General features: G+C 37.6%; 27 protein-coding genes and 1 tRNA gene. 24 read left to right on the top strand and 4 right to left on the bottom strand.

The features are described 5' to 3' along the window. Window positions 1-6 precede the first annotated feature (6 nt). From HCN_RS06610 to HCN_RS06515, 19 genes are all read left to right on the top strand, one after another. On the top strand, window positions 7-906 hold the full coding sequence (locus HCN_RS06610; RefSeq protein WP_002957439.1) for a M23 family metallopeptidase: 900 nt from the start codon (window positions 7-9) through the stop codon (window positions 904-906). Beyond that, a complete protein-coding gene (locus HCN_RS06605; RefSeq protein ID WP_002957440.1) occupies window positions 864-1,286 on the top strand; it encodes a bactofilin family protein in 423 nt (140 codons plus the stop codon). The genes HCN_RS06610 and HCN_RS06605 overlap by 43 nt, the downstream gene beginning before the upstream one ends. A gap of 12 nt (window positions 1,287-1,298) precedes the next feature. Further along, window positions 1,299-4,343, top strand: coding sequence for a transcription-repair coupling factor (gene mfd, locus HCN_RS06600; RefSeq protein ID WP_014666965.1), 3,045 nt, complete (start codon window positions 1,299-1,301; stop codon window positions 4,341-4,343). Continuing rightward, window positions 4,333-4,584, top strand: coding sequence for a hypothetical protein (locus tag HCN_RS06595; protein WP_014666964.1), 252 nt, complete (start codon window positions 4,333-4,335; stop codon window positions 4,582-4,584). Before mfd ends, HCN_RS06595 begins: the two co-directional genes overlap by 11 nt. Before the next feature lie 95 nt (window positions 4,585-4,679). Continuing rightward, a complete protein-coding gene (locus HCN_RS06585; protein ID WP_014666963.1) occupies window positions 4,680-5,483 on the top strand; it encodes a hypothetical protein in 804 nt (267 codons plus the stop codon). Between the two features lie 46 nt (window positions 5,484-5,529). Further along, window positions 5,530-6,489, top strand: a complete 960-nt coding sequence (locus HCN_RS06580) for a helix-turn-helix transcriptional regulator (RefSeq protein WP_014666962.1) — start codon at window positions 5,530-5,532, stop codon at window positions 6,487-6,489. Window positions 6,490-6,583: 94 nt separating this feature from the next. Next, window positions 6,584-7,261, top strand: coding sequence for a hypothetical protein (locus HCN_RS06575; protein WP_014666961.1), 678 nt, complete (start codon window positions 6,584-6,586; stop codon window positions 7,259-7,261). Continuing rightward, window positions 7,261-7,542 carry a hypothetical protein gene (locus HCN_RS06570; RefSeq protein ID WP_014666960.1) on the top strand — a complete coding sequence of 94 codons (282 nt, stop codon included), beginning with the start codon at window positions 7,261-7,263 and terminating at the stop codon, window positions 7,540-7,542. Before HCN_RS06575 ends, HCN_RS06570 begins: the two co-directional genes overlap by 1 nt. A gap of 153 nt (window positions 7,543-7,695) precedes the next feature. Beyond that, entirely contained in the window at window positions 7,696-7,860 is a 165-nt protein-coding gene (locus HCN_RS11450; RefSeq protein WP_158309890.1) for a hypothetical protein, read from the top strand. Window positions 7,861-7,899: 39 nt separating this feature from the next. After that, entirely contained in the window at window positions 7,900-8,151 is a 252-nt protein-coding gene (locus HCN_RS06565; protein ID WP_014666959.1) for a hypothetical protein, read from the top strand. A gap of 72 nt (window positions 8,152-8,223) precedes the next feature. Continuing rightward, window positions 8,224-9,927 (top strand): DUF3944 domain-containing protein, encoded by a 1,704-nt coding sequence (locus HCN_RS06560; protein ID WP_014666958.1) that lies wholly within the window; start codon window positions 8,224-8,226, stop codon window positions 9,925-9,927. Between the two features lie 140 nt (window positions 9,928-10,067). Further along, window positions 10,068-12,410 (top strand): BspA family leucine-rich repeat surface protein, encoded by a 2,343-nt coding sequence (locus HCN_RS10730; RefSeq protein WP_014666957.1) that lies wholly within the window; start codon window positions 10,068-10,070, stop codon window positions 12,408-12,410. A 68-nt stretch (window positions 12,411-12,478) separates the two neighbouring features. Further along, a complete protein-coding gene (locus HCN_RS06550; RefSeq protein WP_014666956.1) occupies window positions 12,479-13,021 on the top strand; it encodes a hypothetical protein in 543 nt (180 codons plus the stop codon). A 17-nt stretch (window positions 13,022-13,038) separates the two neighbouring features. Further along, window positions 13,039-13,482: a hypothetical protein gene (locus tag HCN_RS06545; RefSeq protein ID WP_014666955.1), complete on the top strand. Its 444-nt coding sequence runs from the start codon at window positions 13,039-13,041 to the stop codon at window positions 13,480-13,482. A gap of 105 nt (window positions 13,483-13,587) precedes the next feature. Then, window positions 13,588-13,869 carry a hypothetical protein gene (locus HCN_RS11445; protein ID WP_014666953.1) on the top strand — a complete coding sequence of 94 codons (282 nt, stop codon included), beginning with the start codon at window positions 13,588-13,590 and terminating at the stop codon, window positions 13,867-13,869. After that, complete coding sequence (locus HCN_RS06535; protein WP_041309527.1) at window positions 13,826-14,167, top strand: hypothetical protein; 342 nt, start codon at window positions 13,826-13,828, stop codon at window positions 14,165-14,167. The genes HCN_RS11445 and HCN_RS06535 overlap by 44 nt, the downstream gene beginning before the upstream one ends. A gap of 275 nt (window positions 14,168-14,442) precedes the next feature. After that, the gene (locus tag HCN_RS06525) at window positions 14,443-14,751 is read left to right on the top strand and encodes a hypothetical protein (protein ID WP_014666950.1); all 309 of its coding nucleotides are present in this window, start codon (window positions 14,443-14,445) and stop codon (window positions 14,749-14,751) included. Next, window positions 14,751-15,188, top strand: coding sequence for a hypothetical protein (locus tag HCN_RS11995; RefSeq protein WP_014666949.1), 438 nt, complete (start codon window positions 14,751-14,753; stop codon window positions 15,186-15,188). Before HCN_RS06525 ends, HCN_RS11995 begins: the two co-directional genes overlap by 1 nt. Before the next feature lie 50 nt (window positions 15,189-15,238). After that, window positions 15,239-16,324, top strand: coding sequence for an HP0729 family protein (locus HCN_RS06515; RefSeq protein ID WP_014666948.1), 1,086 nt, complete (start codon window positions 15,239-15,241; stop codon window positions 16,322-16,324). Between the two features lie 64 nt (window positions 16,325-16,388). On the opposite strand, the gene HCN_RS06510 is transcribed toward HCN_RS06515, so the two are convergent. From HCN_RS06510 to HCN_RS06500, 3 genes are read right to left on the bottom strand one after another with little or no spacing between them, the layout of a single operon-like run. Continuing rightward, complete coding sequence (locus tag HCN_RS06510; protein WP_014666947.1) at window positions 16,389-16,745, bottom strand: hypothetical protein; 357 nt, start codon at window positions 16,743-16,745, stop codon at window positions 16,389-16,391. After that, window positions 16,711-17,190 (bottom strand): NuoB/complex I 20 kDa subunit family protein, encoded by a 480-nt coding sequence (locus HCN_RS06505; protein ID WP_014666946.1) that lies wholly within the window; start codon window positions 17,188-17,190, stop codon window positions 16,711-16,713. The genes HCN_RS06510 and HCN_RS06505 overlap by 35 nt, the downstream gene beginning before the upstream one ends. Further along, window positions 17,172-17,576, bottom strand: a complete 405-nt coding sequence (locus tag HCN_RS06500; RefSeq protein WP_014666945.1) for an NAD(P)H-quinone oxidoreductase subunit 3 — start codon at window positions 17,574-17,576, stop codon at window positions 17,172-17,174. The genes HCN_RS06505 and HCN_RS06500 overlap by 19 nt, the downstream gene beginning before the upstream one ends. 240 nt (window positions 17,577-17,816) lie before the next feature. Here HCN_RS06500 and HCN_RS06495 point away from each other — a divergent pair. Together HCN_RS06495 and HCN_RS11015 are read left to right on the top strand one after the other, a co-directional pair. Then, a tRNA-Pro gene (locus HCN_RS06495) sits at window positions 17,817-17,894 on the top strand. Continuing rightward, window positions 17,867-18,082 carry a hypothetical protein gene (locus HCN_RS11015; protein ID WP_230197905.1) on the top strand — a complete coding sequence of 72 codons (216 nt, stop codon included), beginning with the start codon at window positions 17,867-17,869 and terminating at the stop codon, window positions 18,080-18,082. The genes HCN_RS06495 and HCN_RS11015 overlap by 28 nt, the downstream gene beginning before the upstream one ends. Here the strand turns inward: HCN_RS11015 and HCN_RS11990 are convergent. Next, window positions 18,079-18,453: a hypothetical protein gene (locus tag HCN_RS11990; RefSeq protein WP_014666944.1), complete on the bottom strand. Its 375-nt coding sequence runs from the start codon at window positions 18,451-18,453 to the stop codon at window positions 18,079-18,081. The genes HCN_RS11015 and HCN_RS11990 overlap by 4 nt on opposite strands. A gap of 483 nt (window positions 18,454-18,936) precedes the next feature. On the opposite strand from HCN_RS11990, the gene HCN_RS06480 reads away from it, so the two are divergent. Genes HCN_RS06480 through HCN_RS06470 form a run of 3 tightly spaced genes read left to right on the top strand, consistent with a single transcriptional unit; the run spans window position 18,937 to window position 21,424 of the window. Next, entirely contained in the window at window positions 18,937-19,950 is a 1,014-nt protein-coding gene (locus tag HCN_RS06480) for a flagellar basal body P-ring protein FlgI (protein ID WP_172583201.1), read from the top strand. A 54-nt stretch (window positions 19,951-20,004) separates the two neighbouring features. Further along, window positions 20,005-20,376 carry a hypothetical protein gene (locus HCN_RS06475; RefSeq protein WP_002956331.1) on the top strand — a complete coding sequence of 124 codons (372 nt, stop codon included), beginning with the start codon at window positions 20,005-20,007 and terminating at the stop codon, window positions 20,374-20,376. After that, window positions 20,369-21,424: a sensor histidine kinase gene (locus HCN_RS06470; RefSeq protein ID WP_002956332.1), complete on the top strand. Its 1,056-nt coding sequence runs from the start codon at window positions 20,369-20,371 to the stop codon at window positions 21,422-21,424. Before HCN_RS06475 ends, HCN_RS06470 begins: the two co-directional genes overlap by 8 nt. Window positions 21,425-21,635: the final 211 nt, after the last annotated feature.

Raw genomic sequence — 21,635 nt, 5'->3', positions numbered from 1 at the left:
CATAGAATGAAAGCACAAAAAAGTCGCCTTGTTTTGATGATAACCGACCAAAATGGGTCGCGTTATTTTAATGTTAGCTCTATTTTTAAGCAAGTTGCCTTGTATGCCATTGTTTTTGTTATCACACTTATGGCTTTTGGTGTGATTTCAATTAAAACTTTTAGTGCAGAGATTAAAAAAATGGCGATTTTAAATGAAAATATCGCTAAGCGTTATAAAAAAATGCTTGCTAAAAATGAGGCTTTGAATATCAAAATAGAGCAAAGAATGGAAGAAATTACCGAAGTTGATAATCGTGTCGGGGATTTGGAGAGTATTATAGGTGTTTCTACTGAAGTGCCTGAAGGAGAACAGAATAATTTGGAGCATCGCATTGATGCGGCGTCTTTAAGCGGGACACAAAAGGCGTTTGTTATGAAATTTGTTCCAAATGGTTATCCTATGGAACATTATAATAGAATCTCCGCAGATTACGGTTATAGAGTGCATCCGCTGTTTTTTACAAGGCATTTACACACAGGCGTGGATTTTGCCACATCTATTGGCACTCCTGTGTATGCCACAGCTGATGGTGTGGTAAATGCGGCGAGTTTTTCAACCGGCGGTTATGGTTATTTGGTTAAAATAGATCATTCACTTGGGTTTATGACTTATTATGCTCATTTGAATAAAATAGTGGTGCAAAAAGGAATGTTTGTCAAACGAGGACAGCTTATCGCTTATAGTGGCAATACAGGACAAAGCACGGGTCCTCATCTTCATTATGAAATAAGGTTTTTAGGTAATGTTATTGATCCTAAAAACTTTATGGAATGGAAGATGAGTAACTTTGATTCAATTTTTGAAAAAGAAAGGAGTGTAGCATGGCAATCTTTGTTAGCGACAATAAACAGCTTGATGGAGTAAGTTCTAGTGGTGGTGGAGGGGCGACTATTATCGCTCAAGGCACAAGGATTAAGGGAGAAATTAATACAGATTGCCGTTTGCATATTGATGGTGAGTTTGAGGGGAATATCCACGCTAAAGATGTGGTAATGGTTGGCAAAAGTGGTGTAGTGCGTGGTGATGTGCGGGCTAACTCTTTGATTGTAAGCGGACGATTTATCGGTAATGTAACTGCTAATGTGCTTGAGATTAAGCCTCAAGGACGCGTTGAAGGTAGCGTTGAGGTGGCTGAATTTATCATTGAACGCAAAGGTGTGTTTATGGGTGAGAGTAAGGCAAAAGACCCTAAAGCTTCAAAGGCTGACATTTCATCATTAGAGCTCCCTAAAAAAGATAAATAGCAAGGGGAGAAGTTGATACAATCTTGCCTGTATAGACTTCTTCATCAAGGGCAATTTGCTTATGAGATTCTATTAACAAAGGATTATAAGGAAGCCCAAAGTGCCTTAGAGCTTTTTAGATTTAATGGAGAAATTACGCCTTTTATCTTGCCGGAGATGCGTTTTGTCTATGGCGATGATTTAAGTGCGTTTAGGGAAGAATTTTTAGAATCTTTAAGCGTATTGCGACTTTTTTATGCGGCAAAATCGCCAAAGATTCTCATCTCTCCCATCTCTAGTGTATTGTATGCCTTGCCAAAGGCAGAGATTTTGCAGAGCTTTGAGCTTAAGCAATCCGTAATCTATAAAATGCCTGAGCTACAAAAACGGCTCTTAGAATATGGCTATGAGTGCGTTGAGGTTGTGGAGCTAGAAGGGGAGGTGAGCTTTAGAGGCGATATTATTGATATTTTTATGCCCCATTGTGAATCTCCTTATCGCATTGTGTTTTTTGATGATGAGATTGAAAGTATCCGCGAGTTTGATATTCATACGCAGTTAAGTAACCCAAATGAGATAAATAGCCTTGAGATTACACCTGCCCTTTTTTGCTTAAATGAAAAGCAAAATAAGGATATACAAGAGAATGTTGCCCAAAGCACATTTGATGGTTTTCATAAGGATATTGCTTCATTTGGATTCTGGTTTTTAAATGAAAATGCACATTTTTTGCCTTTAAATTTTAAAACAATTCTATCTCCTGAATCTTTGCAAGAAGCACAAGAGAGCTACTCGCTTAACACAATGGAGCAAGCAATAAGCTTTGAATCTTTACAGCAACTGCCTATCTTAGAATCACAGCAAGGCTATGATGATATTGTATTCTTACCCCAAAATCTTCCTTCAATGCTTCAAGCCCACACTAAAAGGCAAATCACAATCATTACGCATAATGATATTAAACTCAAAGCCTTTGATGTAGATATAAAAAGTTTTGAAAATGTCAAAATTAAGCATTCAACTGCGGTAGTCAATCTCATCACGCCAAGTGAGCTGATTGTATCGCTTAATACTTTCACACCAAAAATCAAGCACAAAAAGCCCACATTAAAGCTTAATGAAATCTCGCAAGGCGAATATGTCGTGCATAATGACTATGGTGTGGGGATTTTTCAGGGGATAAAACAAGCTCAAGTAGCCGGTGTGGTAAGAGATTTTATTGAAATAGCCTATCAGGGCGAGGATAAGCTTTTACTGCCGGTTGAAAATCTCAATATGATTGATAGATATGTGGCAGATTCAGGGCAGATACCAATGCTAGATAGGCTGGGCAAGGGGAGCTTTGCTAAATTAAAGCAAAAGGTAAGAACAAAACTACTAGAAATTGCCAATGGCATTATTGAGCTTGCGGCAAAACGCAACCTTTTGCAAGGGGTGAAAATTGATACAGATAATCCCAAGCTTTTACATTTTCAAAGCACTTGTGGATTTACCCTTACAAAAGACCAAGAGCGGAGTATCAAAGAGATTTATGCGGATTTAAGCTCGGGCAAGGTGATGGATAGGCTTTTGAGTGGTGATGTGGGCTTTGGCAAGACAGAAGTAGCGATAAATGCCATATATGCTACTATTTTATCAGGCTTTCAAGCGATGATGATTGTGCCTACAACGCTTTTATCTGCACAGCATTTTCATTCCTTACAAATGCGTTTAGCCCCACATAATATCCGCATAGCAAGGTGCGATAGATTCTTAAAAGCAAATGAGAAAAAAAAGCTTTTTGAATCTTTGGAAAAAGGCGAGATAGAAGTCGTTGTCGGCACACACGCATTGCTTGGGGCGAGATTTAAGAATCTTGGGTTGATTGTGGTTGATGAAGAGCATAAATTTGGGGTAAAACAAAAAGAAAAGATTAAAGAGTTATGTGCCAATACGCATTTGCTAAGTATGAGTGCTACGCCTATTCCCAGAACGCTCAATATGGCACTTTCACAGATTAAGTCTCTTAGCTCCTTGCAGACTCCCCCTATGGCTAGAATCCCTGTTAGGACTTTTATCAAAACGAGTAATAATGCGTTGCTAAAAGAGATTATCTTGCGTGAGATAAGACGCGGTGGGCAAGTGTTTTATATCCATAATAACATCGCAAGTATTGAAAAAAGAGCAAAAGAGTTGCAGCAGATTCTCCCACAGATTAAAATTGCTATTTTGCATTCACAAGTGGAGAATGCTAAGAGTGAAGAGATTATGCTTGATTTTGCCAATAACGCTTATAATGTGCTACTTTGCACAAGCATTGTAGAATCTGGCATTCACCTGCCTAATGCTAATAGTATTATCATTGCTCGGGCAGATAGGTTTGGTATAGCGGATTTACATCAGCTACGCGGACGCGTGGGGCGTGGGGATAAACAAGGCTTTTGTTACTTTTTGCTAGAAGATATGCAAGAAATCACGCCTGAAGCTAAAAAGCGTTTGAGTGCGTTGGAGAAAAATTCCTATCTTGGCAGTGGGGAAAATCTCGCCTATTATGACTTAGAAATTCGCGGTGGTGGGAATCTGCTAGGAGAGGCTCAAAGTGGGCATATTAAAAATATCGGCTATGGGCTGTATTTGCGTATGTTAGAAGAGTGTATTAATTATCTTAGCGGCAAGGGGAATATTACACAAGCACAATGTGATTTAAAACTCAGTCTTAATGCCTATCTTAACCCTACTTTAATCGCAAGTGATACTTTGCGTTTAGAGCTGTATCGCCGCCTTTCACTTTGTGAAAATCTACAAGAAGTCAGTGAGATAGAATCTGAAATCTTTGATAGATTTGGGAAGCTTGATGATGTGAGTTTGGCATTTATTGAGCTTATACGCATTAAGGTGTTGGCAAATGCGTTAGGCTTAAAGCAGATTATGCACTATGGGCAGAATATTACCTTTACTTTTATGGATAGCACAAAGCAGAGTATTCAAGCACCAAGCAAGGATTGGGACGATGTGCTTATGAGTATTATGAATTTTTTGCGTGAGAATCTTAAAAGGCAAAACAATGGGGTAAAAATGGAGATAAAAAATGGCGTGTAGATTCTGCGATAGGATAAAAAGGCTCAAAAAAATTGATGTGCTGCTTATCATTTTTATTTGCGTGTTTATGTATGTGGTTAATCAGTTTCAAATGAAGCAGTATAGGGAGCAAAAAGCCATAGAAAAGGCAAAAGAAGAGCAAAGGGCAAAAGAGCATTTAGAGCAGTATGAGCATTTACAGAGACAATGTTTGTTTAAAAGCGATAAAAAGGCGTGTGAAGCACTTAAGGCTTATGAGTAGGGATATGATGGCGTGTTGTGATTTTGTGGGCTTTGAGTTGGCGTAAAATTGGGGCTTGTGGCTAGAAAATAAAGCAAGATTCTAAAGGGGGAGTTATGAGAAAGCTTGTCTTATGCGGAATGCTGATTGTAGGCTATGTGTTTGCCGATGAGCAAGAATTTGAATCTTGGCATTTTGGAGATTCTATTACAAGTGAATCTAGACAGGAAGCCGAGCTAGAATCTAAGAGAAAATCTCAATGGGAATCTGCACAAAAATCTTACAAAGCATTTGAGTGGCGTTTGGCTCTAGGCTATGATGTGAATTTTAACACTTATAGCAACAAAAAAATAAATTACAATACTTCAGAAGTCTCTGGGCTTGATTTGACACTTGGTTTTTTGCTGCGTCCTGTGCAGTATGTGAGTCTTGAGCTTGGGGCTGGGATAGGCACGCAAAGTGTGAAATTCTCCCATAATGGCAAGGCAAATCACATTGATTCGGCTGATTTGGCGTATGTGGAGAGTATTTTGAAGCCGGAGTTTGTTGAGAAGGTTAAAGATGCAATGCTAAGTGGGGATTTAAGCAATGTATGGAATCTCTTTGATTGGAGCAAGCTCAATTATGACTATCAAACAAAGGGGTATTTTGCAGAGGGCTTTACGGGTGTGAAGTTTCCATTTTTTGGGCGAGTAAATTATCATATCAATAATGATTGGATAGCCTATGTGGGTGGGGTGTATAATAAGGGTGGATTGATTGATGATGCACGAGTGTTTGTGGGATTTAATTATAAATATTTTGATATGAGAGTAGGCTATATCGCCTATACAAGCACGAGATTTAAAGATGACAAACACGCTAGAATCACACTGCAAGGCGGAGCACCTATAAGCCTCAGCATAGGAGCTGTGTTTTAAGAATAGAGATGTAAGAAATGAAACTTACTAACAAAAAGGAGTAAAAATGGTAGATAAAAAGGGCATTACAACGCAGTATGATACGAAAATTATGCGGATAGTGAGAATCTTTCAAGCTTTTATTAATGGTGAGCATATCTCTATGAGAGAGCTTGCTAAGGAATTTAATGTAGATTTGCGAACTATTCAGCGAGATATTAACCAACGCTTGAGCTTTCTGCCTATCCAGCGGGACAAAGAAGGCAAATGCTATTTGCAAGAAGAATCACTAGGCAAACTTGGCTTTAAAGATATACGAGAGTTTGCGCGCCTTAGTGGAATCTGGGGGCTATACCCTAGCCTTGATGATAGATTTCTTGGCGATTTATTACATATTCCGCTTCCAACCTATTGGGATAATCACACTGATCAAACTCCTGTGCTAAAGTCTAATGCTATCATTATTAAAAATCAAGGCTTTGAGAATATTTCTCATCATCGGCTTGTTTTTACACAACTCTCTCAGGCGATTTTAAAGCATAAAATCGCCTTTTTTATCTATAAGGACAAAAAGCGTGAAGTGTGTCCTTATAGGCTTTTAAACAATAATGGCATTTGGTATTTGTTGGCTGATGAAAGTGGAGTTTTAAAGCATTTTGCCTTTAGTCGCATTAAGAGCTTAAATGTGAAAGATACGCATTTTACCCCAAGCCAAGAGATTGAATCTATGATAGAAAAAAGCAAAGTTCAGTGGATAAACTCAAATCCAAAAAGTGTCAAACTACAGGTGCAAAATATCGCTAAAGAATATTTTATGCGTAAGGCTTTTATAAGTAATATGCGAGTGGAATATGAGGATTCTATGTATTTTTATGTTGTGTGTAATCATAGCTATGATGATGAGATTTTGAATCTTGTGAAGATATTTTTACCTTTTGTGAAGATTGTTGAGCCTGTGGAGCTACAAGAGAAGCTAGAACGAATCTTGCAAGAATATTTAAAGGATTCTCAAAATATAAAATCTTAAAAATTTTTGCTACCCTGACAAAACCTTTCATACCCTATATGTATAATGCCCCTGCAAAATAAAATTTTGCAAAAATAAAATATAAGGAGCAAAAATGGGTTGGCTTAAAAATACTGCCATCATAGGCGGAGGATTGGGGACATTGGGATACTTTCTGTATAGAAAGTTTAAAGATGAGAAATATGAAAGTGAAAAAGAGCAATACGCACAAAAAAGAGCAGATTCTGCCGCACAAAGGGCGAGTGAAGCAAAGGAGCTAGAGCTAAAGGCCGAGCGACTTGCTGAAGAGATTGAAAAGGATTTTAGAAAATTCTGCGATGCGATGGAGAGCTTTGAATTTGGGAAGCTGTATTTCAATATACTCAATGAAGTCAAACAGGAGCGTGAAAAGCAGGATAAAGATAGGGGCAGTCAAGAAGCTAGGGCAGAATCTCAACCTGCTGGTTGTGTTATATTTGGGTGGGATGATTGGTATGACAATACGGGTGAAAATATAGAAACAAATGCGATGAAAAAGCATTATATGAGCTATAAGCTAGATTCAAAAGATTTAGAAAGAGTCATAGAATGCGGACAGGATATGTTTCAAAAAGTCATCACGGCGAAGGTTTTTGCTAGAGATTTGGAAGCAAAGAATGAAAATCCAAGAGATAAGGCATTTGGGCTTGTTAGAATCTACAAAGAAGCGGTAGAAAAGCTTGATATTGAGAATAAATGGCAGTATAACGACCTTTTTACCCCGGGCTTATGCTACCTATACAAGTATGTTTAATGTGGCATTTGCAGACGCTTATATACACTAAGCCTATTAAAAATTTTTCTCTTGCTGTGGAAAAACTCGCCCATATGGCAATAAAAAAATATAGTCAAAGGCAGTTTTGCGATGCGACAATGAGAGGCTGCTGTGGCTTTGAGCCTTCGCATTATTCGCCTTGGAATAATCCTTATAGCTCAATGATAGACGATATTGGAAAGCTTTATACAAACGCAATGCTAAAGCAAAATGATTTAGAAAAGTGGATTGATGAGCTAGATGTTGATAAGCCCCTTTAGGCGATGCTTGGAGTGGGGATTGTGGCTTGAAGGCTGAATTTAGAGTGAGATAAGGGAGATAAAATGAGAGTAATACTATGGACTTATAGTGCTTCTGTCTGTTGTGTTGGGGTATTTTGAGTGGTGTTCTAGTGCGTTATTGCAGGGGTATGAATGCCTTGTGTCTTTGAGTTTGTCTTGGAGTATTTCTTAAGCTTATGGGTTCTTGCCTTGGTGCTTGTTGGCTTTGAGATTCTATCTTTGATAAGCCTACTGTCCTGCCTTTTTGGCATTGCCTATCTTATGAAGCACAAAATCAAAGCTAGAATCTCGGCATAGTCAAGTTTAAAAAAAGAGCAAGTAAAAAAAGGAGTTGGTATGAAAAATTTATTAGGGCTAGGGGTTTTTTGGGCGGCGATTGTGGGCTTAGGGATTGTGATAGGGTATTACTCGTGGGAGTATAATGCGTTATGGCTGGGGTATAATTGCCTTGTATCTTTGCAACTGCCTTCAAGCTTTACAGAATGGTATGGTGTGGTTAAATTGCTATTTTTGCTATGCGTTATTGTTTTGTTTTTGATTTTAATATGTGTATTGTCTATACAACATAGCCTTAAAAAAAGCAAATAAAAACTAGCCATTTTTTTTTTTTTTTGATACTATTTGATTGCTTACAGCGTTAATTTTTACAAAGGAGAGAGAATGTCTTATAGGAAAGATAAGGATTTAGAGTTTTTAAAAAATGTGCCAAGCAATGAGCTAGATATGTTGGTTCAAGTATTGACAGAAGATTCTGATGGCAAAACTCGCACCACAGAAAGTCTAACAGGAAAAGATTCTTACAAAAAGCATTCCCCAAATCATCATCTTTATGTTGATGATATTTTAGAGGAGTTGCAACGCTTTGGCGGACATACACTTGTGAATCTGGCTAGGGGTCAGGGTGTTTTGTATAGTGAGATTCTAAAAGATGTGTGTGAAAAGCAAAAAGTCAAATACTATGAAAGCGATAGTGTTGCGGAGAATGAAACAAGACTTTTAGAAACAATGCTAGATACTATGCTAAAAGATGCTTCGCCTAAGCAGATACAGGATATAGCAAAAGTGTTTGATCCAAGCTTAGGAGATATTACCCTAGATGCTCTAAAAAAGCTTTTTATGCAGGATAAGTTGTATGCGTATAAACTTGCAGGGCTTGTTTCTACAATCATTTTGCAGTCGGTTACAAAGGCTGGTTTTGGCTTTGGTATGAGTGCGCTTGCTAGTGTTGGGCTTAGTAAGGTTGTTGGGATGATTAATCCTGTTGCTGTGGCAGCGGCGACAGCGTGGTTTGTTTCAGATTTAATGGGTCCAGCATATCGCGTTGCAATCCCTGCGGTTGTATGTGTGGCGTTTTTAAGACAGAGAGATTTACATAGAAAGGAAGTGATGAAAATGGAAGAGAAAAATTATCAACAATTTAAAGAAGAGTTTAAAAAGCTTGGAGAAGAGTTGTCAGAGGAGCAAAAGGTTGAGTTTGCTGCAAGGCTAATGAAACGGCTAAAGATTAAGCTCAATATTCTTGTGGTTGGTGGCACAGGTGTGGGGAAAAGCTCTACAATTGCTGCGTTATTTAAGGGCGAGAATATCCCAGAGATTGGTGTGGATTCAAATCCACAAACACAAGAGATAAGCAAGTATAAAATCAGCAATACTATTACGCTATGGGATTCTCCGGGGCTTGGCGAGAGTAAGGATAAAGATGAAAGGCATAGAGAGAAAATCATAAGTCTTTTACAGGAAAAAGATGAAAATGGACTTGCTAAGATTGACCTTGTGCTTGTGATACTTGATGCGAGTAATAAGGACTTAAGCACTGCATACGAGCTTATCAATAAGGTGATTATCCCCAATTTAGAGGATAAAAATAGAATCTTAGTTGCCTTAAATAAGTGCGACACGGTCGTTGATAGAGTGGAGTTTGTAGAAAATGGTGGAGAGCCAAGTGAAAGTCAGCTTGAGTTTTTAAATAAGCAGGTAGAAAACATACAAAAGCGGATTAAAGATGATACGGGTGTTGATGTGGAGGTAGTGTATTATGCAGCGGGACTAAGCAAGGAAGGTAAGCCAAAAGAGCCACCTTACAACTTGACAAAATTGCTCTATCACATCACACAAAAGACTCCGCCAAAAAAGCGTTTAGTCTATATCAGCAACACAAATGAGATTGGTGGGAAAGATGATAAAGGGAAAAAATATGGCGAAGAGACTAAGAAAAGCTGGTGGGAATCTCTATGGGAGAGTGTCAAAGATGTGGGTCAATCTGTGAAAGAGGGATTTGAATGGATGATGGATAATAAGAATAAGCTTGAAGATTTATTTAAGGACATCAAGGACATCTTTGAATTGCTTAAGAAAAAAAGATAGCCAAGAAACAAACCAACAAGCCCAAACAAAACCCCAAGCTAAATAATCTTTTACACATTCCATAATTTACTACCACAATGACATTACCTGTCATTGTGGTGTGATATAGTTTTGTCATATTTTCTCATAAGGAGTAGATAATGGTAGAATATCTCAAAGTAAAAATAGATTCACTCATTAAGGTCAATGGCAAGTATCAGCCTAAGGATTTTAATGAGCTTTTGGCATTATGTAAAGATGACAATATACATTTAGGCGATATTGATACAAGTCGCATTACTGCAATGGATTCTCTTTTTTATCTCATTTCCCAACGCAAGGACTTTAGCGGAATAGAATCGTGGGATGTCTCTCAAGTAACTTCTATGTCTCAAATGTTTCAAAATAATGAGTTTTTTAACGCTGATATTAGTGGCTGGAATGTAAGCAAAGTAGCAGATATGCGATATATGTTCTATGGAGCTAAGGTTTTTAACCAAGACTTGAGTAAATGGGAGCTTTTAGATTCTGTGGATTTAGGGTCTATGTTTGAAAATGTGAAATCTTTAGAGATTTTACCGCAATGGGAGATAAGGCATTTTGCGTATTCTATGGATATTTTTAAGGGGACTAAGCTTGAAAGGCAAGTCAAAAAGATGATAAAAGAGTTTTTACAAAATACCAAGCGTTTTACACCACTTACAAAATTTCAACTATCTGCACTTATAAGCTATAAGCACATAAAGCTCAGTGATATAGATGTAAGCCATATCACAGATATGAGCTACCTTTTTCATCGTTTTAATGATAAGCGACTTGCGTTTATTGAGGATTCTCTGCATAGAGATTTTAGTGGAATAGAATCTTGGGATGTCAGCAATGTGGAAAATATGCAGGAAATGTTTAGTGGCTATGAATATTTTAATGCTGACATCAGTGGTTGGAATGTAGCCAAAGTAAAAAATATGCAAGGAATGTTTAAGGGAGCTAAACTTTTTAACCAAGACTTGAGCAAGTGGAAGCTTTTAGATTCTGTCAATTTAGATTTGATGTTTTATAGAGCAAAGTCTTTGCAGACATTGCCAAAGTGGGAAGCAAGGCATTTTGCATATGCGCGTGATATAATGGAAGATACAGAGCTTGAAGATGAGACACAAGAGATTATAGAATCTTTTTTAGCAAATACAAGACATTTTGTCCCGCTTAAGAATAATCATCTCCGCTCACTTGTTGAGTATGAGCAGGTAAAACTTAGTGATATAGATGTAAGCCACATCACAGATATGAGCTATCTTTTCTTGTGTTCCCAACGCAAGGATTTTAGCGGAATAGAATCGTGGGATGTCAGCAAGGTAAAAAATATGGATCATATGTTTGCTAGTGCTAAATCTTTTAATGCTGATATTAGCAAATGGAATGTGAGTAATGTCAAGATGATGCAGGCTATGTTTAAATCTGCCTCATCCTTTAATGCTGATATAAGCAGCTGGAATGTAGCCAAAGTGCGTAATATGGATCATATGTTTGCTGGGGCAATGGCTTTTAATCAGCCTATCAATCAATGGAATGTCTCTCAAGTCAAAAGTATGCGATATATGTTTGAAATTGCCCCATCTTTTAATGCTGATATTAGTAAATGGAATGTGAGTAGCGTAACGAGAATGGAGGGTATGTTTAAAGGGGCAGAATCTTTTAACGCCGATATAAGCTCTTGGGATGTAAGTAATGTGAATAATATGGACAGAATGTTTGCTGAAACTCGGGCTTTTAACCAAGATTTAAGCAAGTGGAATCTCGCAGATTCTGTAAGCGTGGATAGAATGTTTTATGACGCAAGGGGCTTGAGAGCTTTGCCAAAATGGGGTAATGGGGCGTATCTTGTGTATTATGAAGATGTGGTGAAAAGGACTAGACTTGAAATAGAAGCAAAAGAGATGATTGAAAAATTTTTAGCAAATACGCCAAGATTCTATCCGCTCACAGGGGATATGCTAAAAAATCTTTTAAAACACAAGCAAATCAGTCTGGCTAAGATTGATGTTTCTATGGTGCAGAGGATGGACTATCTTTTTCAAAACTCTAAACGCAAGGACTTTAGCGGGATAGAATCGTGGGATGTCAGTAATGTAACATCTATGCATAGAATGTTTCATAATGCGAAGTATTTTAATGCCGATATAAGCAGCTGGAATGTCAGCAATGTGGATGCTATGTATTGTATGTTTGATCAAGCAAGGTTGTTTAATCAAGATTTGAGTAAGTGGGATGTAAGAAAGGTAAGAGGTATGGAGTGTATGTTTAGGGGAGCTAGGGCTTTTAGGCAGGATTTAGAAGCGTGGGGAGACAAGATTAATTATGAATTTTGTCGTGTGGAGAGTATGTTTGAAGACTCGCCTTTGGAGATAAATCCGCCAAGCTGGTATATCAAAGCCTATAAGCAACGCAGAGGTATAATGAATCGCTTTAAATGCGAATGTGATGATGACAATGATGAAGAAGAGTAAAAATTCATTCTTTTTTTTTTTTTTTTGTATAATCCCGCGGTAAAATTTATAAGCGTAAGGAGAGTTGGATGTTTGAGAAGTTGCGGATTTGGTGGAAAATCAAAAGAGCAGATTATGTGATTATGCTAGATGGGCGACCCGGAGCTGACAAGGATACATTGCTTAAAATTATGAAAGGGGAGGGTTTTGATGAAAACGGACAGGAATCAAAAACAGCAGTGGAAAAAATAATGTTAAATCTAGAAGAGAAGCGATGTTACATATATAATACTGCTGGTGCAAAAGGTGAAACTGGGAAAAAATCCAAAGCGAGAGATAAGCTACCTAAGAGAAAAACATTGTGGATTGAAGTGTTTGATATGGGTGAGTATGATAAACGGAATAACATTACTCATATCTCATTAGCTAAAGAAATACAGGGAAGATATGAAGAAGCACGAGAGAGAGGATTTGAATTCTTAGCTTTTGGGACACATTTGGATACAAACAAAGATAAGAGAGAAAGGATTAAAAATGATTTAGAAGGAAAAAGGATTCGGGTGGTATTCTATGAGTTAAGCAAGAATCCACAAAAAGAGATTATAGAGCGTATTAAAGCTTTATATAGTTAATCATAAGGAGAAGTAAAATGGTATTGGCAACAAGACAGTCTTTAACCACAGGTGATGTTTCAAGTGTAAGCGCACTTAATGGCAAGGTGCTTGAGTTTGACTTAGCACAGCAGTATGCGCGTGAGTTTTCTAGGATTGTAGGGGATTTTGAATTTCCCAAAGATGAAAGGATAGTGCTATTTAAGAATAGATACTTTATCTGTGTGCAGTATCATCCTAAAAGAGATGATAAAAATCGTATATGTCCTGTTGGGATTTTATGGGATAAAGATGAGAAGCTAGAAGATGTAGAGCGGACAATAGAAGCTATGGAGCTAGATGTCTCTCGCTTTAGAGAGCTATATACGCAGTATCAAGCAAGGCGTATCAATCAGCTATTAGAGCAGAGAAAGATTTTGCTTATCACAAGTGGGGTGTTAGCAGGGTTGTGTGCGATTTTTTTACTTATATTACAGCATTAAAGGAGGATTGAATGAAGGATATAATACTGGTAGATGAAGTTACGCAGGCTGGGATGAAGCATAATCCGTGTGAAGCATATAAGACGGCTATCGCCACCACATTAGATGAAGAAGGTTATTGCATTAGACCATACTCTGGCTATAAGCCGGGGCAAAATTATAACTCTTAAAGAATATGCAGATTCAAAAGGAGAGACTTTTGCTCAATATATTGTGCTTTCTGGGCTTTATAAAAATGTATATTTTGAAGCTGATAAGTTTGAGGAGCAATATTGGGGAGAATATGAAAAGATTCTTGAAAGGTTTGTAATGAAATTGGGCAAAGGCTCTATTGCGGAGGTTTTTGCTACAAAAGAAGAGCGAGAAGAGTATATCAAAAAAAAATGATAAAAATGTCTCTATTGTTGAGATGGCCAAAGGCAATATTCAAGAAGAGATTTCTCATAAAAAAGAAAGAAGTAGCAAAAGCCGTCAGTCTATTCAAAGTTTTCGCTCAAAATGTAGTAAAGAAGAGATAAAGGATTGGATAGATAAAGAAAGGATTGATATAGACTCTTTGCCTACGCATTTATGCAATATGATAAAAGAATTTTTAGATAGTGGGCAGTTGCATATAATCTATAAAAAAGAGGAAAAATTCACTCAAAGAGAAGAGATAAAAAAAGATAAAGAACTTGAAAGTTGATGTGGGGATACCTTTCTTTAAGAGATGGCTTCCCTTTTTAAGCAAAAAAGGTTTTGATCCGTTTCAACATATTCGAGCACATATTAAGTACTTGCAACAAGAATTGAAGAAAAAAGAGCTTAAAAAAGAAGTTTTTATTTATGTGCATCTTAAGCACGATGGAGTGATTTAAGCTTTTTTTGATGACATTACCTGTCTCACACTGCATTATAATTCTCCTTGTAGATTCTAAAATGAAATCTTAATACTATCAAAATATCAAATAAGGATAGGGTATGAAAGATATTTTTATGATTATAAAAGAATGTGCTAGATTTTTAGTGTGTCATCCTGTTGTGTTTGCGAGATTGACTAAACTTTTTGTGTTTGATTTAGGCAGTGATTTATCAAAGATTCAAGGTGGCAATGCTGAGCAGAAGCTTGATTCTGGGGTAAATATCGCAGAGGCTATTTTTAAATATAAGCGTGAGAATCCAGAGGATATACGCATTGTGCTAGATGAGATTGAATCTTTGCTAAAACGCTATCATACAGATGAAGAGTTGAGACAAACACTTATTTCCTTGCTAAAAAAGGCGGAGTAATGCCTATACTAGGAGCCATTCTTGTGCTTATCTTGGCGGCTTGTGTGTTTATGCTAAAAGCTGTGTATTTTGCCTTTATTCTTATAGTGATTTTAAGCATTGTGGGCTTTTCATTGCTGTGGGAGTGGTATAATGGGGAGCCATATAATGAGTTTTTGCTTGGCATTGGCTGGGTTATGGTAGTATTTTGGCTTTATGTGTTTGTGCGTTTTTGTTATCACAATATTAAGGAGAGAATGATGATACAGCCAAGGGCGATTAAATATGTATGTAAGCAGTGCGGGTATTCTAAGGTATATCAGCCCAAGAGTGATTGCTTAAGCGGAGGTGATCTAATAGCTGGGATTTGCCCAAAGTGCAAGAAAGCAATGGAATCTTGTGAGCCTTCTGTGCTTGATATTGCCCTTGCACCTTTAAGTAATATTTTTAAAAGATAGGCTGTGCTTTTAACTTAGGGCATTTGCTAGAACACAAGCAAGGATAGGATATGAACGCACTGCTTATACTTTATAATCCATATTACCAAGAAAATGTCATAGAATCTCATCTTGAGATTCTAAAAGAGTGTGGCAGGGTTGCCTTTGGTAAGGTCAATATCCGTCAAAAGGCGATAGAGCAGCCCTTTATGCAGGAGCTAGAATCTATTTATAATGCCACAAATGAAACAAATCCTTTGCAACTTTTTTTGAGTGATTATGCGAGTTTATTTGTAGCAAAGGTTGTGCGTGTGAGCGATGTGGCAGATGAGAGCATCATACCATCATATTACACGCATAAGGGCTTTTTGGTGGAGAAGTGGTTTGTTATAAGCGATATACGGGAGCTTGTGCGGAATAATTTTGAAGTCATTCGCGATGAGTTTTTATCTAAAATTACAAGCAACAACCGCACTTACTCACTCTATGGCAACAACTATATTTATCCGCTTATCATTCGGCAAAAGATACCGCTTAATTACTTTGAAGAGGGTGTGCATTATAAAAATATTTATAAAAATGATGAGTATTTAAGGCTCAAAACACAGCTAATGCAGTTTAATTTTGACATACTTCTTCACGCTATGACACCAGATAGCCTTGATAATATCATCTCTGCGGAGCTAGAGTATCAGCAAAATAAGCAGGATATGCTGTATGATTTTAGCTCGGTGATTGTGAAGTATTCTAAGACAATGGAAAAAGAGCTATATTTATTGTTTTATGCCTTATTTCAGGCTTTGAGCGTGGAATCCCCACAGATTTTAGATGTAGCCTATAATGTGCAAGGCACAGAATTTGCCTTGCGAGATTTTTTTACTCAAAAACCAAATTTAGGCACTTATCCGTTTTTATTAAAAAATCCTAGTATAGATAAAGTACAGCAGAGCCTTTCTCAATCTATACAAAAGGCGATACGCTTTGAGATTGTCCCATTTATCCATACACTTAAAGCCTTGCGTAATGAGAATGTGCACGGAAAATCAGCAAGTCAAAAAGAAGCCACAGAGCTAAGAAGCCAAGTCATAGGTGTGCAAAAAGCTTCAATATTAGCTCGTGTATTGGAGATTAAACAGAAGATTCTCAACAACAAATGAAAGAGCAAGGGCAAATGATATAAAATTACCCTTGTGGTTTTATATCAAATCTACTCATATGAATCTAATCTTTTTTCTTGGCTTCTTGCCGCTCTAATAGCTCATCAAGTTTTGTATCAAGCAGCTTGTAGCTTTTATCTAATATATTACTTGCTTTTTCGTTGGTGAGCATTTCATTGCCTGTATATATCCCTGCGGCGATGTAAAAGAAGTTCTTGCTTGGCATAAAAAACCACACAGAAGTTAATAAAACTGCAAGAGGCAGGCAGATAAATGCCATAACCCAACTGCCTTTTCCCTCACTTGCGTTTCCAAATCCACCGATTGTGAGTATCCCAAATACAATAGCCCCCCAACCAGCCACAGACTTGATAAAATCAGAAATATCAGCCAAATAAATTAAAAATAATGTCCAAAACATTTTGCCCCCTGATTATATATTTTACTCTTCTAGGCGCACAGCCGGGCAGGTAAATATCAACGGGGATAATCCTATCCACCCCTTGAACGGTTGAATAAGTATTAAACATTCCGCCCGTATTGGCACAGCTCCCCATAGAGATGACCCACTTTGGCTCGGGCATTTGGTCGTAAAGTCGGCGGACAAACTCGGCGTGTTTTTTTGTTACCGTCCCTGATACAATCATCAAATCCGCCTGTCTAGGCGAAGCACGAAAGATTGTCCCAAATCTATCTAAATCAAAGCGGCTGCCACCTGTCGCCATCATCTCAATCGCACAGCACGCCAAGCCATAAGTAAGCCCCCAAAGTGAATTGCTTCTCCCCCAATTCAGTAGCTTATCCACACTGCTAAGGGCGATGGGAAGTCCCGCACTTTGTGTATAATTTACTTGATGCTCTGCCACGATAACGCTCCTTTCTTCCACGCGTAGATAAATCCTACAACCAAAAAGGCAATAAAGCTTAACATTTCAAAAAACACAAAATTCCCAAGCCCAATGTATGTGAAATATTTAAAATCTATCGCCCAAGGAATCATAAAAATCACTTCAATATCAAAAAGGATAAAAAGCAGGGCAAGGATAAAAAAGTGCGTGGAGATTCTATTTTGCTGCTTATTTGGGGTAGGACCGCACTCGTAGGTTGAGAGTTTGAGCTTTTCCCTATCCTTTTTTGCCATTTTTCTTGAGATAATGCGTTGCAGTCTTAGTGTGAGTGTAAAAGCAACACTTGTCAGCACAAACAGCACAAAAACGCCAAAATATGGATGTTCAAAGACGGAATGACTCATCTTGTTCCTTTTTGTTGTTGTAATTTGTATGCGATTGTAGTGTATAGATTCTAAAAATCAGTATGTTTGGTTAAAAAATACTTTACAAATATCAAAAAAGAGTTACTTTTTTACTCCCAAAACTATGTGCGATTATTGATTTAGGTAGATTCTACACAGCGTTGTTTAATTGCTTAAATGTATCAGTCTGTTTAGGTATATTAACAAAATTTGATATAATGTCGCCTTTGCTTCTTTTGGCGGAGTATAGCGCAGCCTGATTAGCGCGCACCCTTGGGGTGGGTGAGGTCGTGGGTTTGAATCCCGCTACTCCGACCATTTCTTTTACTTCAAGCCTTAATAGAATCCTAAAAAATATTTTGTGGTTTTATGCAGATAGTAGCAAAGATTTTATCTGTTTTGATTTAAGCTTATCAGCCCAAGCTAATGGACTAATGAAAAGAAATAAACAAGGTGGGCTTGTTATTGGTGCAAATAAAACTGGTGGAATGGGGAAAGCGTTTTAGTTTTGTTTGACACATTCCTTAATTGTTTCTAGTGATGGCAACTCTAATTCCGCATTCTTTCCTTGTGAAATATCAATCATTGATTGGATAGATATATGATAAGGATTTTTAATTTGCCATACAGAAACTTTGTCATTTTTTGTTTGCTGCTTTATGTCATCAAGCCCCTCGAGATACTTGTTGTTAGACTGAGTGTTTTTGTGTTCTTCACACAGCTTACCATTATTTGCAAGAAATTTGTGGTAGTTTTCTTGCATCAAAATCAAGTCCTCATATAGAGGATTTTGCTTCTCCTTTAAAAGGGCTATTTCCTCACTAATTGCTTTATCCATATTTTCTGTTTTAATGCCATCTTGCAGTGTTTTAGGCATAATTATGTTCTCTAAAAATAATTTCTAAAGCTTCCTATCTCTTTGCTTCCGAAGATGAAGGCATCATTAGAAAGGTTGCTACAAGAAAAAATCCTATCAAACCAAAAAACACCCACACAAAAGCTCTAATCTTTTTTTTGTGCAGTCTTCTTATCACTGTTCAACACATCTGCTAAAAATAAAGTCTCTAACCAACTCATTTTCTTATCTCCTTTTTGTTTTTACTTAGCGATATTATATACACAATGTAAATGCAGATTCAAATAAAAAAAAGAAAACACAGCAAGAAAGCAATATAAATGATTAAAATCCGAAAGAATCTAGATTCTAGGAATGCAAATTGCTTTAAAATCTCGCAAAATATGCAAAAGTGTATAGAATCTTAAGTAGCAAGGACGCGAAATGAGACAGGTTGAGCTAAGTCAATTTAGGCTAAATCAAAGGTTAAACCAAGTAAAACTAAGCAAGATAAGACTCGTTCTTATAGCCTTTTGGCTGATGTTTGGAATCTCCGCTCTATATGGGCAAAAAATAAGCCAAATCGCCCAAGTTGTCGGCATTAGAGATAATAGCCTTGTAGGCTATGGGCTTGTGATAGGGCTAAATGGTACAGGCGATAAGAGCGGATCAAAATTCACAATGCAAAGTATTGCCAATATGCTGGAAAGTGTCAATGTCAAGCTTTCAGCAAATGATATTAAGTCTAAAAATGTCGCCGCGGTTATGGTAACGGCTTCTTTGCCACCTTTTGCACGGCAGGGCGATAAGCTTGATATTTTAGTCTCTTCCATCGGTGATGCGAAATCTATTAGCGGTGGCACACTTGTGATGACACCCCTTACCGGAGTTGATGGCAATATCTATGCTCTAGCTCAAGGCAATATCACAATGGGAGAAAGTGGGAGTGTATTATCGGGTAGAATCATAGGTGGGGCGAGTGTGGAGCGTGAGATAAACTATAATCTTTATAATCAAGAAAATGCCACTCTAAGCCTTAAAAGCTCACATTTACAAAATGCCATAAAGATTCAGCAAACGCTTAATAGCGTGTTTTCTGATGCGATAGCGGTGGCTGTGGATGCAAGGACTATCAAACTTAAAAAGCCAGAGAATCTTAGTATGGTGGAGTTTCTAGCCCTTGTGGAAGAAGTAGAGATAGACTACTCACGCAAGGAAAAAATCATTATAGATGAGAAAACCGGCACGATTGTAGCGGGAGTTGGCATTAGTATTGATCCTGTGGTGGTAACGCACGGCGATATTACGATTAAAATCTCTGATGAGATTTTAGAAGATCCAGAGGCGACAAAGCTAGATAATGATATTTTAATGAGTAAGTCCCAAGGCACAATCGCTAGTGTAAATGGCACAAAGCCCACGGTTTCAAGCGTTGTTAAGGCTTTACAAAAAATGGGTGCGACACCTAAAAATATCATCTCTATCCTTGAAAATATTAAAAAATCCGGTGCATTGCGTGCGGATATTGAAGTGATGTAAGATTTGAAGCTAAAGGCTGAAATCAAGTTTTAAAATGATATAAGGAGTGAAAAAATGAATGTAGATACTTCTATGGCGTTAATGAATTTTCACAAAGCTAAAGATTCTAATAAATTGCGTGTAGATTCAGCGGATTTACAAGGGGAGGACGCGAAACTAAGGGAGCAGACAGATAATTTTGAATCTTTGCTTTTAAAGATTATGTTAGAACAAGCGATAAAAAATGATGATACACTTTATCCTAAACAGGCTGGGAGTGATATTTACCACTCAATGTATATTGATAACTTAAGCCAAGAGCTAAGCGGGAGCTTTGGGTATAGTGAGCTACTTTTTAACTTCCTAAAAGAGCAGCAAAATCAAGGCAAGGTAAAGCCAAATCCCACCACAAAACTAACTAATGGAGTAAAGAATCCTTATGGATAATCAAAATATCATAAGCCCAGAGATTTTACAGCATTTAAGCAGTGATGATAAAAGTGTCCTGCTTGAATCTTTAGCCACACTCATACAAAGCACCTATGGCACAGAGCAGGAGTTTAAAAAGCTTCAAAGTGATTTTAATGCGTTAAAAGCCTTGTATGAGTGGGTTTTAGAGCTGATACCTCAAGCGGTGTGGGTGCTAGAATCTGATAAGAGTGTGTTTTATCAAAATGAGCACGCAAATAAGCTAAAATCAATGCTACCAAGTATTATCAACCTGCAAGAAGGCGAACACGAGGTGGAATTTGAAGGGCAGTTTTATCTCTTACAAAATAATAGAAAAAATGATAAACAAGTGATGAGTGCGACACATATCACTAACCAAAAGCGACAAGAGCGACTAGCCTCTATGGGGCAAGTCTCCGCACATCTAGCACACGAGATACGCAATCCAATCGGTTCAATCTCACTCTTGACTTCAAGCCTACTTAAAAGGGGTGATGAGCAGATAAAACCGCTTGTGTTTGAGATGAAAAAGGCACTTTGGCGAGTGGAGCGACTCATCAATGCGACTTTGCTTTTTACAAAAGGTGTGAATCCAAATAGGCAGATTCACGCTCTGATTGATTTTGAATCTGATTTATATGATAGTGTTGGGTATTATACTTATTCAAAGCCTATTGAGTTTAGCTTTAAGCTTTGTGATGGCGATGTGAGTGAGATTCTAGCGGATTTTGATTTATTAAGTATTGTGCTACAAAATTTCTTATCAAATGCCATTGATGCTATTGAAGCGGGGGAGTGTGAAGCAGGGCAAGTGAGTATTACTTTTAGCGATGAGAGTGATTTTTGGTGCTTTAGTATCAGTGATAATGGCGTGGGGATTAAAGATAAAAATATTTTGTTTGAGCCATTTAAAACAACAAAGCTAAAGGGCAATGGGCTTGGCTTGGCGTTGTGTCAGCAGATAGTGGTAGCACATAATGGAAGCATTGAATTACAAGATTCACAAGAGACAAAAACCTTTTTTGTTAAAATTGCCAAAAACTAAACTTTATATTGTTATAATGCGTGGAAACAGCAGAAAGTAGAATCTGCATTGTCTTTTTAGTGCTTTCAAGGGAGTTTGATTCTTGTGCGTCGTCATTTTGCAAGTGTGGATTTTGCAGGTTTGGACTAGTGCTTCGCACGAGTGTGGCTTTGCCACTGCATATATCTCAATAAACTTCTCGCACAAGAATCTGCACAACCCTTGAAATTAT

This window comes from Helicobacter cinaedi PAGU611 (genome assembly GCF_000284635.1).
Classification (GTDB): Bacteria; Campylobacterota; Campylobacteria; order Campylobacterales; family Helicobacteraceae; genus Helicobacter_C; species Helicobacter_C cinaedi.
This window is presented reverse-complemented; position numbering and strand designations above follow the sequence as displayed.

Excerpts from the sequence above, each read along its gene's own strand:
- HCN_RS06610 (WP_002957439.1), top strand. The coding sequence starts at position 7 with ATGAAAGCACAAAAAAGTCGCCTTGTTTTGATGATAACCGACCAAAAT.
- HCN_RS06605 (WP_002957440.1), top strand. The coding sequence starts at position 864 with ATGGCAATCTTTGTTAGCGACAATAAACAGCTTGATGGAGTAAGTTCT.
- HCN_RS06595 (WP_014666964.1), top strand. The coding sequence starts at position 4,333 with ATGGCGTGTAGATTCTGCGATAGGATAAAAAGGCTCAAAAAAATTGAT.
- HCN_RS06585 (WP_014666963.1), top strand. The coding sequence starts at position 4,680 with ATGAGAAAGCTTGTCTTATGCGGAATGCTGATTGTAGGCTATGTGTTT.
- HCN_RS06580 (WP_014666962.1), top strand. The coding sequence starts at position 5,530 with ATGGTAGATAAAAAGGGCATTACAACGCAGTATGATACGAAAATTATG.
- HCN_RS06575 (WP_014666961.1), top strand. The coding sequence starts at position 6,584 with ATGGGTTGGCTTAAAAATACTGCCATCATAGGCGGAGGATTGGGGACA.
- HCN_RS06570 (WP_014666960.1), top strand. The coding sequence starts at position 7,261 with ATGTGGCATTTGCAGACGCTTATATACACTAAGCCTATTAAAAATTTT.
- HCN_RS11450 (WP_158309890.1), top strand. The coding sequence starts at position 7,696 with ATGCCTTGTGTCTTTGAGTTTGTCTTGGAGTATTTCTTAAGCTTATGG.
- HCN_RS06565 (WP_014666959.1), top strand. The coding sequence starts at position 7,900 with ATGAAAAATTTATTAGGGCTAGGGGTTTTTTGGGCGGCGATTGTGGGC.
- HCN_RS06560 (WP_014666958.1), top strand. The coding sequence starts at position 8,224 with ATGTCTTATAGGAAAGATAAGGATTTAGAGTTTTTAAAAAATGTGCCA.
- HCN_RS10730 (WP_014666957.1), top strand. The coding sequence starts at position 10,068 with ATGGTAGAATATCTCAAAGTAAAAATAGATTCACTCATTAAGGTCAAT.
- HCN_RS06550 (WP_014666956.1), top strand. The coding sequence starts at position 12,479 with ATGTTTGAGAAGTTGCGGATTTGGTGGAAAATCAAAAGAGCAGATTAT.
- HCN_RS06545 (WP_014666955.1), top strand. The coding sequence starts at position 13,039 with ATGGTATTGGCAACAAGACAGTCTTTAACCACAGGTGATGTTTCAAGT.
- HCN_RS11445 (WP_014666953.1), top strand. The coding sequence starts at position 13,588 with ATGAAGAAGGTTATTGCATTAGACCATACTCTGGCTATAAGCCGGGGC.
- HCN_RS06525 (WP_014666950.1), top strand. The coding sequence starts at position 14,443 with ATGAAAGATATTTTTATGATTATAAAAGAATGTGCTAGATTTTTAGTG.
- HCN_RS11995 (WP_014666949.1), top strand. The coding sequence starts at position 14,751 with ATGCCTATACTAGGAGCCATTCTTGTGCTTATCTTGGCGGCTTGTGTG.
- HCN_RS06515 (WP_014666948.1), top strand. The coding sequence starts at position 15,239 with ATGAACGCACTGCTTATACTTTATAATCCATATTACCAAGAAAATGTC.
- HCN_RS06510 (WP_014666947.1), bottom strand. The coding sequence starts at position 16,745 with ATGTTTTGGACATTATTTTTAATTTATTTGGCTGATATTTCTGATTTT.
- HCN_RS06500 (WP_014666945.1), bottom strand. The coding sequence starts at position 17,576 with ATGAGTCATTCCGTCTTTGAACATCCATATTTTGGCGTTTTTGTGCTG.
- HCN_RS11990 (WP_014666944.1), bottom strand. The coding sequence starts at position 18,453 with ATGCCTAAAACACTGCAAGATGGCATTAAAACAGAAAATATGGATAAA.
- HCN_RS06475 (WP_002956331.1), top strand. The coding sequence starts at position 20,005 with ATGAATGTAGATACTTCTATGGCGTTAATGAATTTTCACAAAGCTAAA.
- HCN_RS06470 (WP_002956332.1), top strand. The coding sequence starts at position 20,369 with ATGGATAATCAAAATATCATAAGCCCAGAGATTTTACAGCATTTAAGC.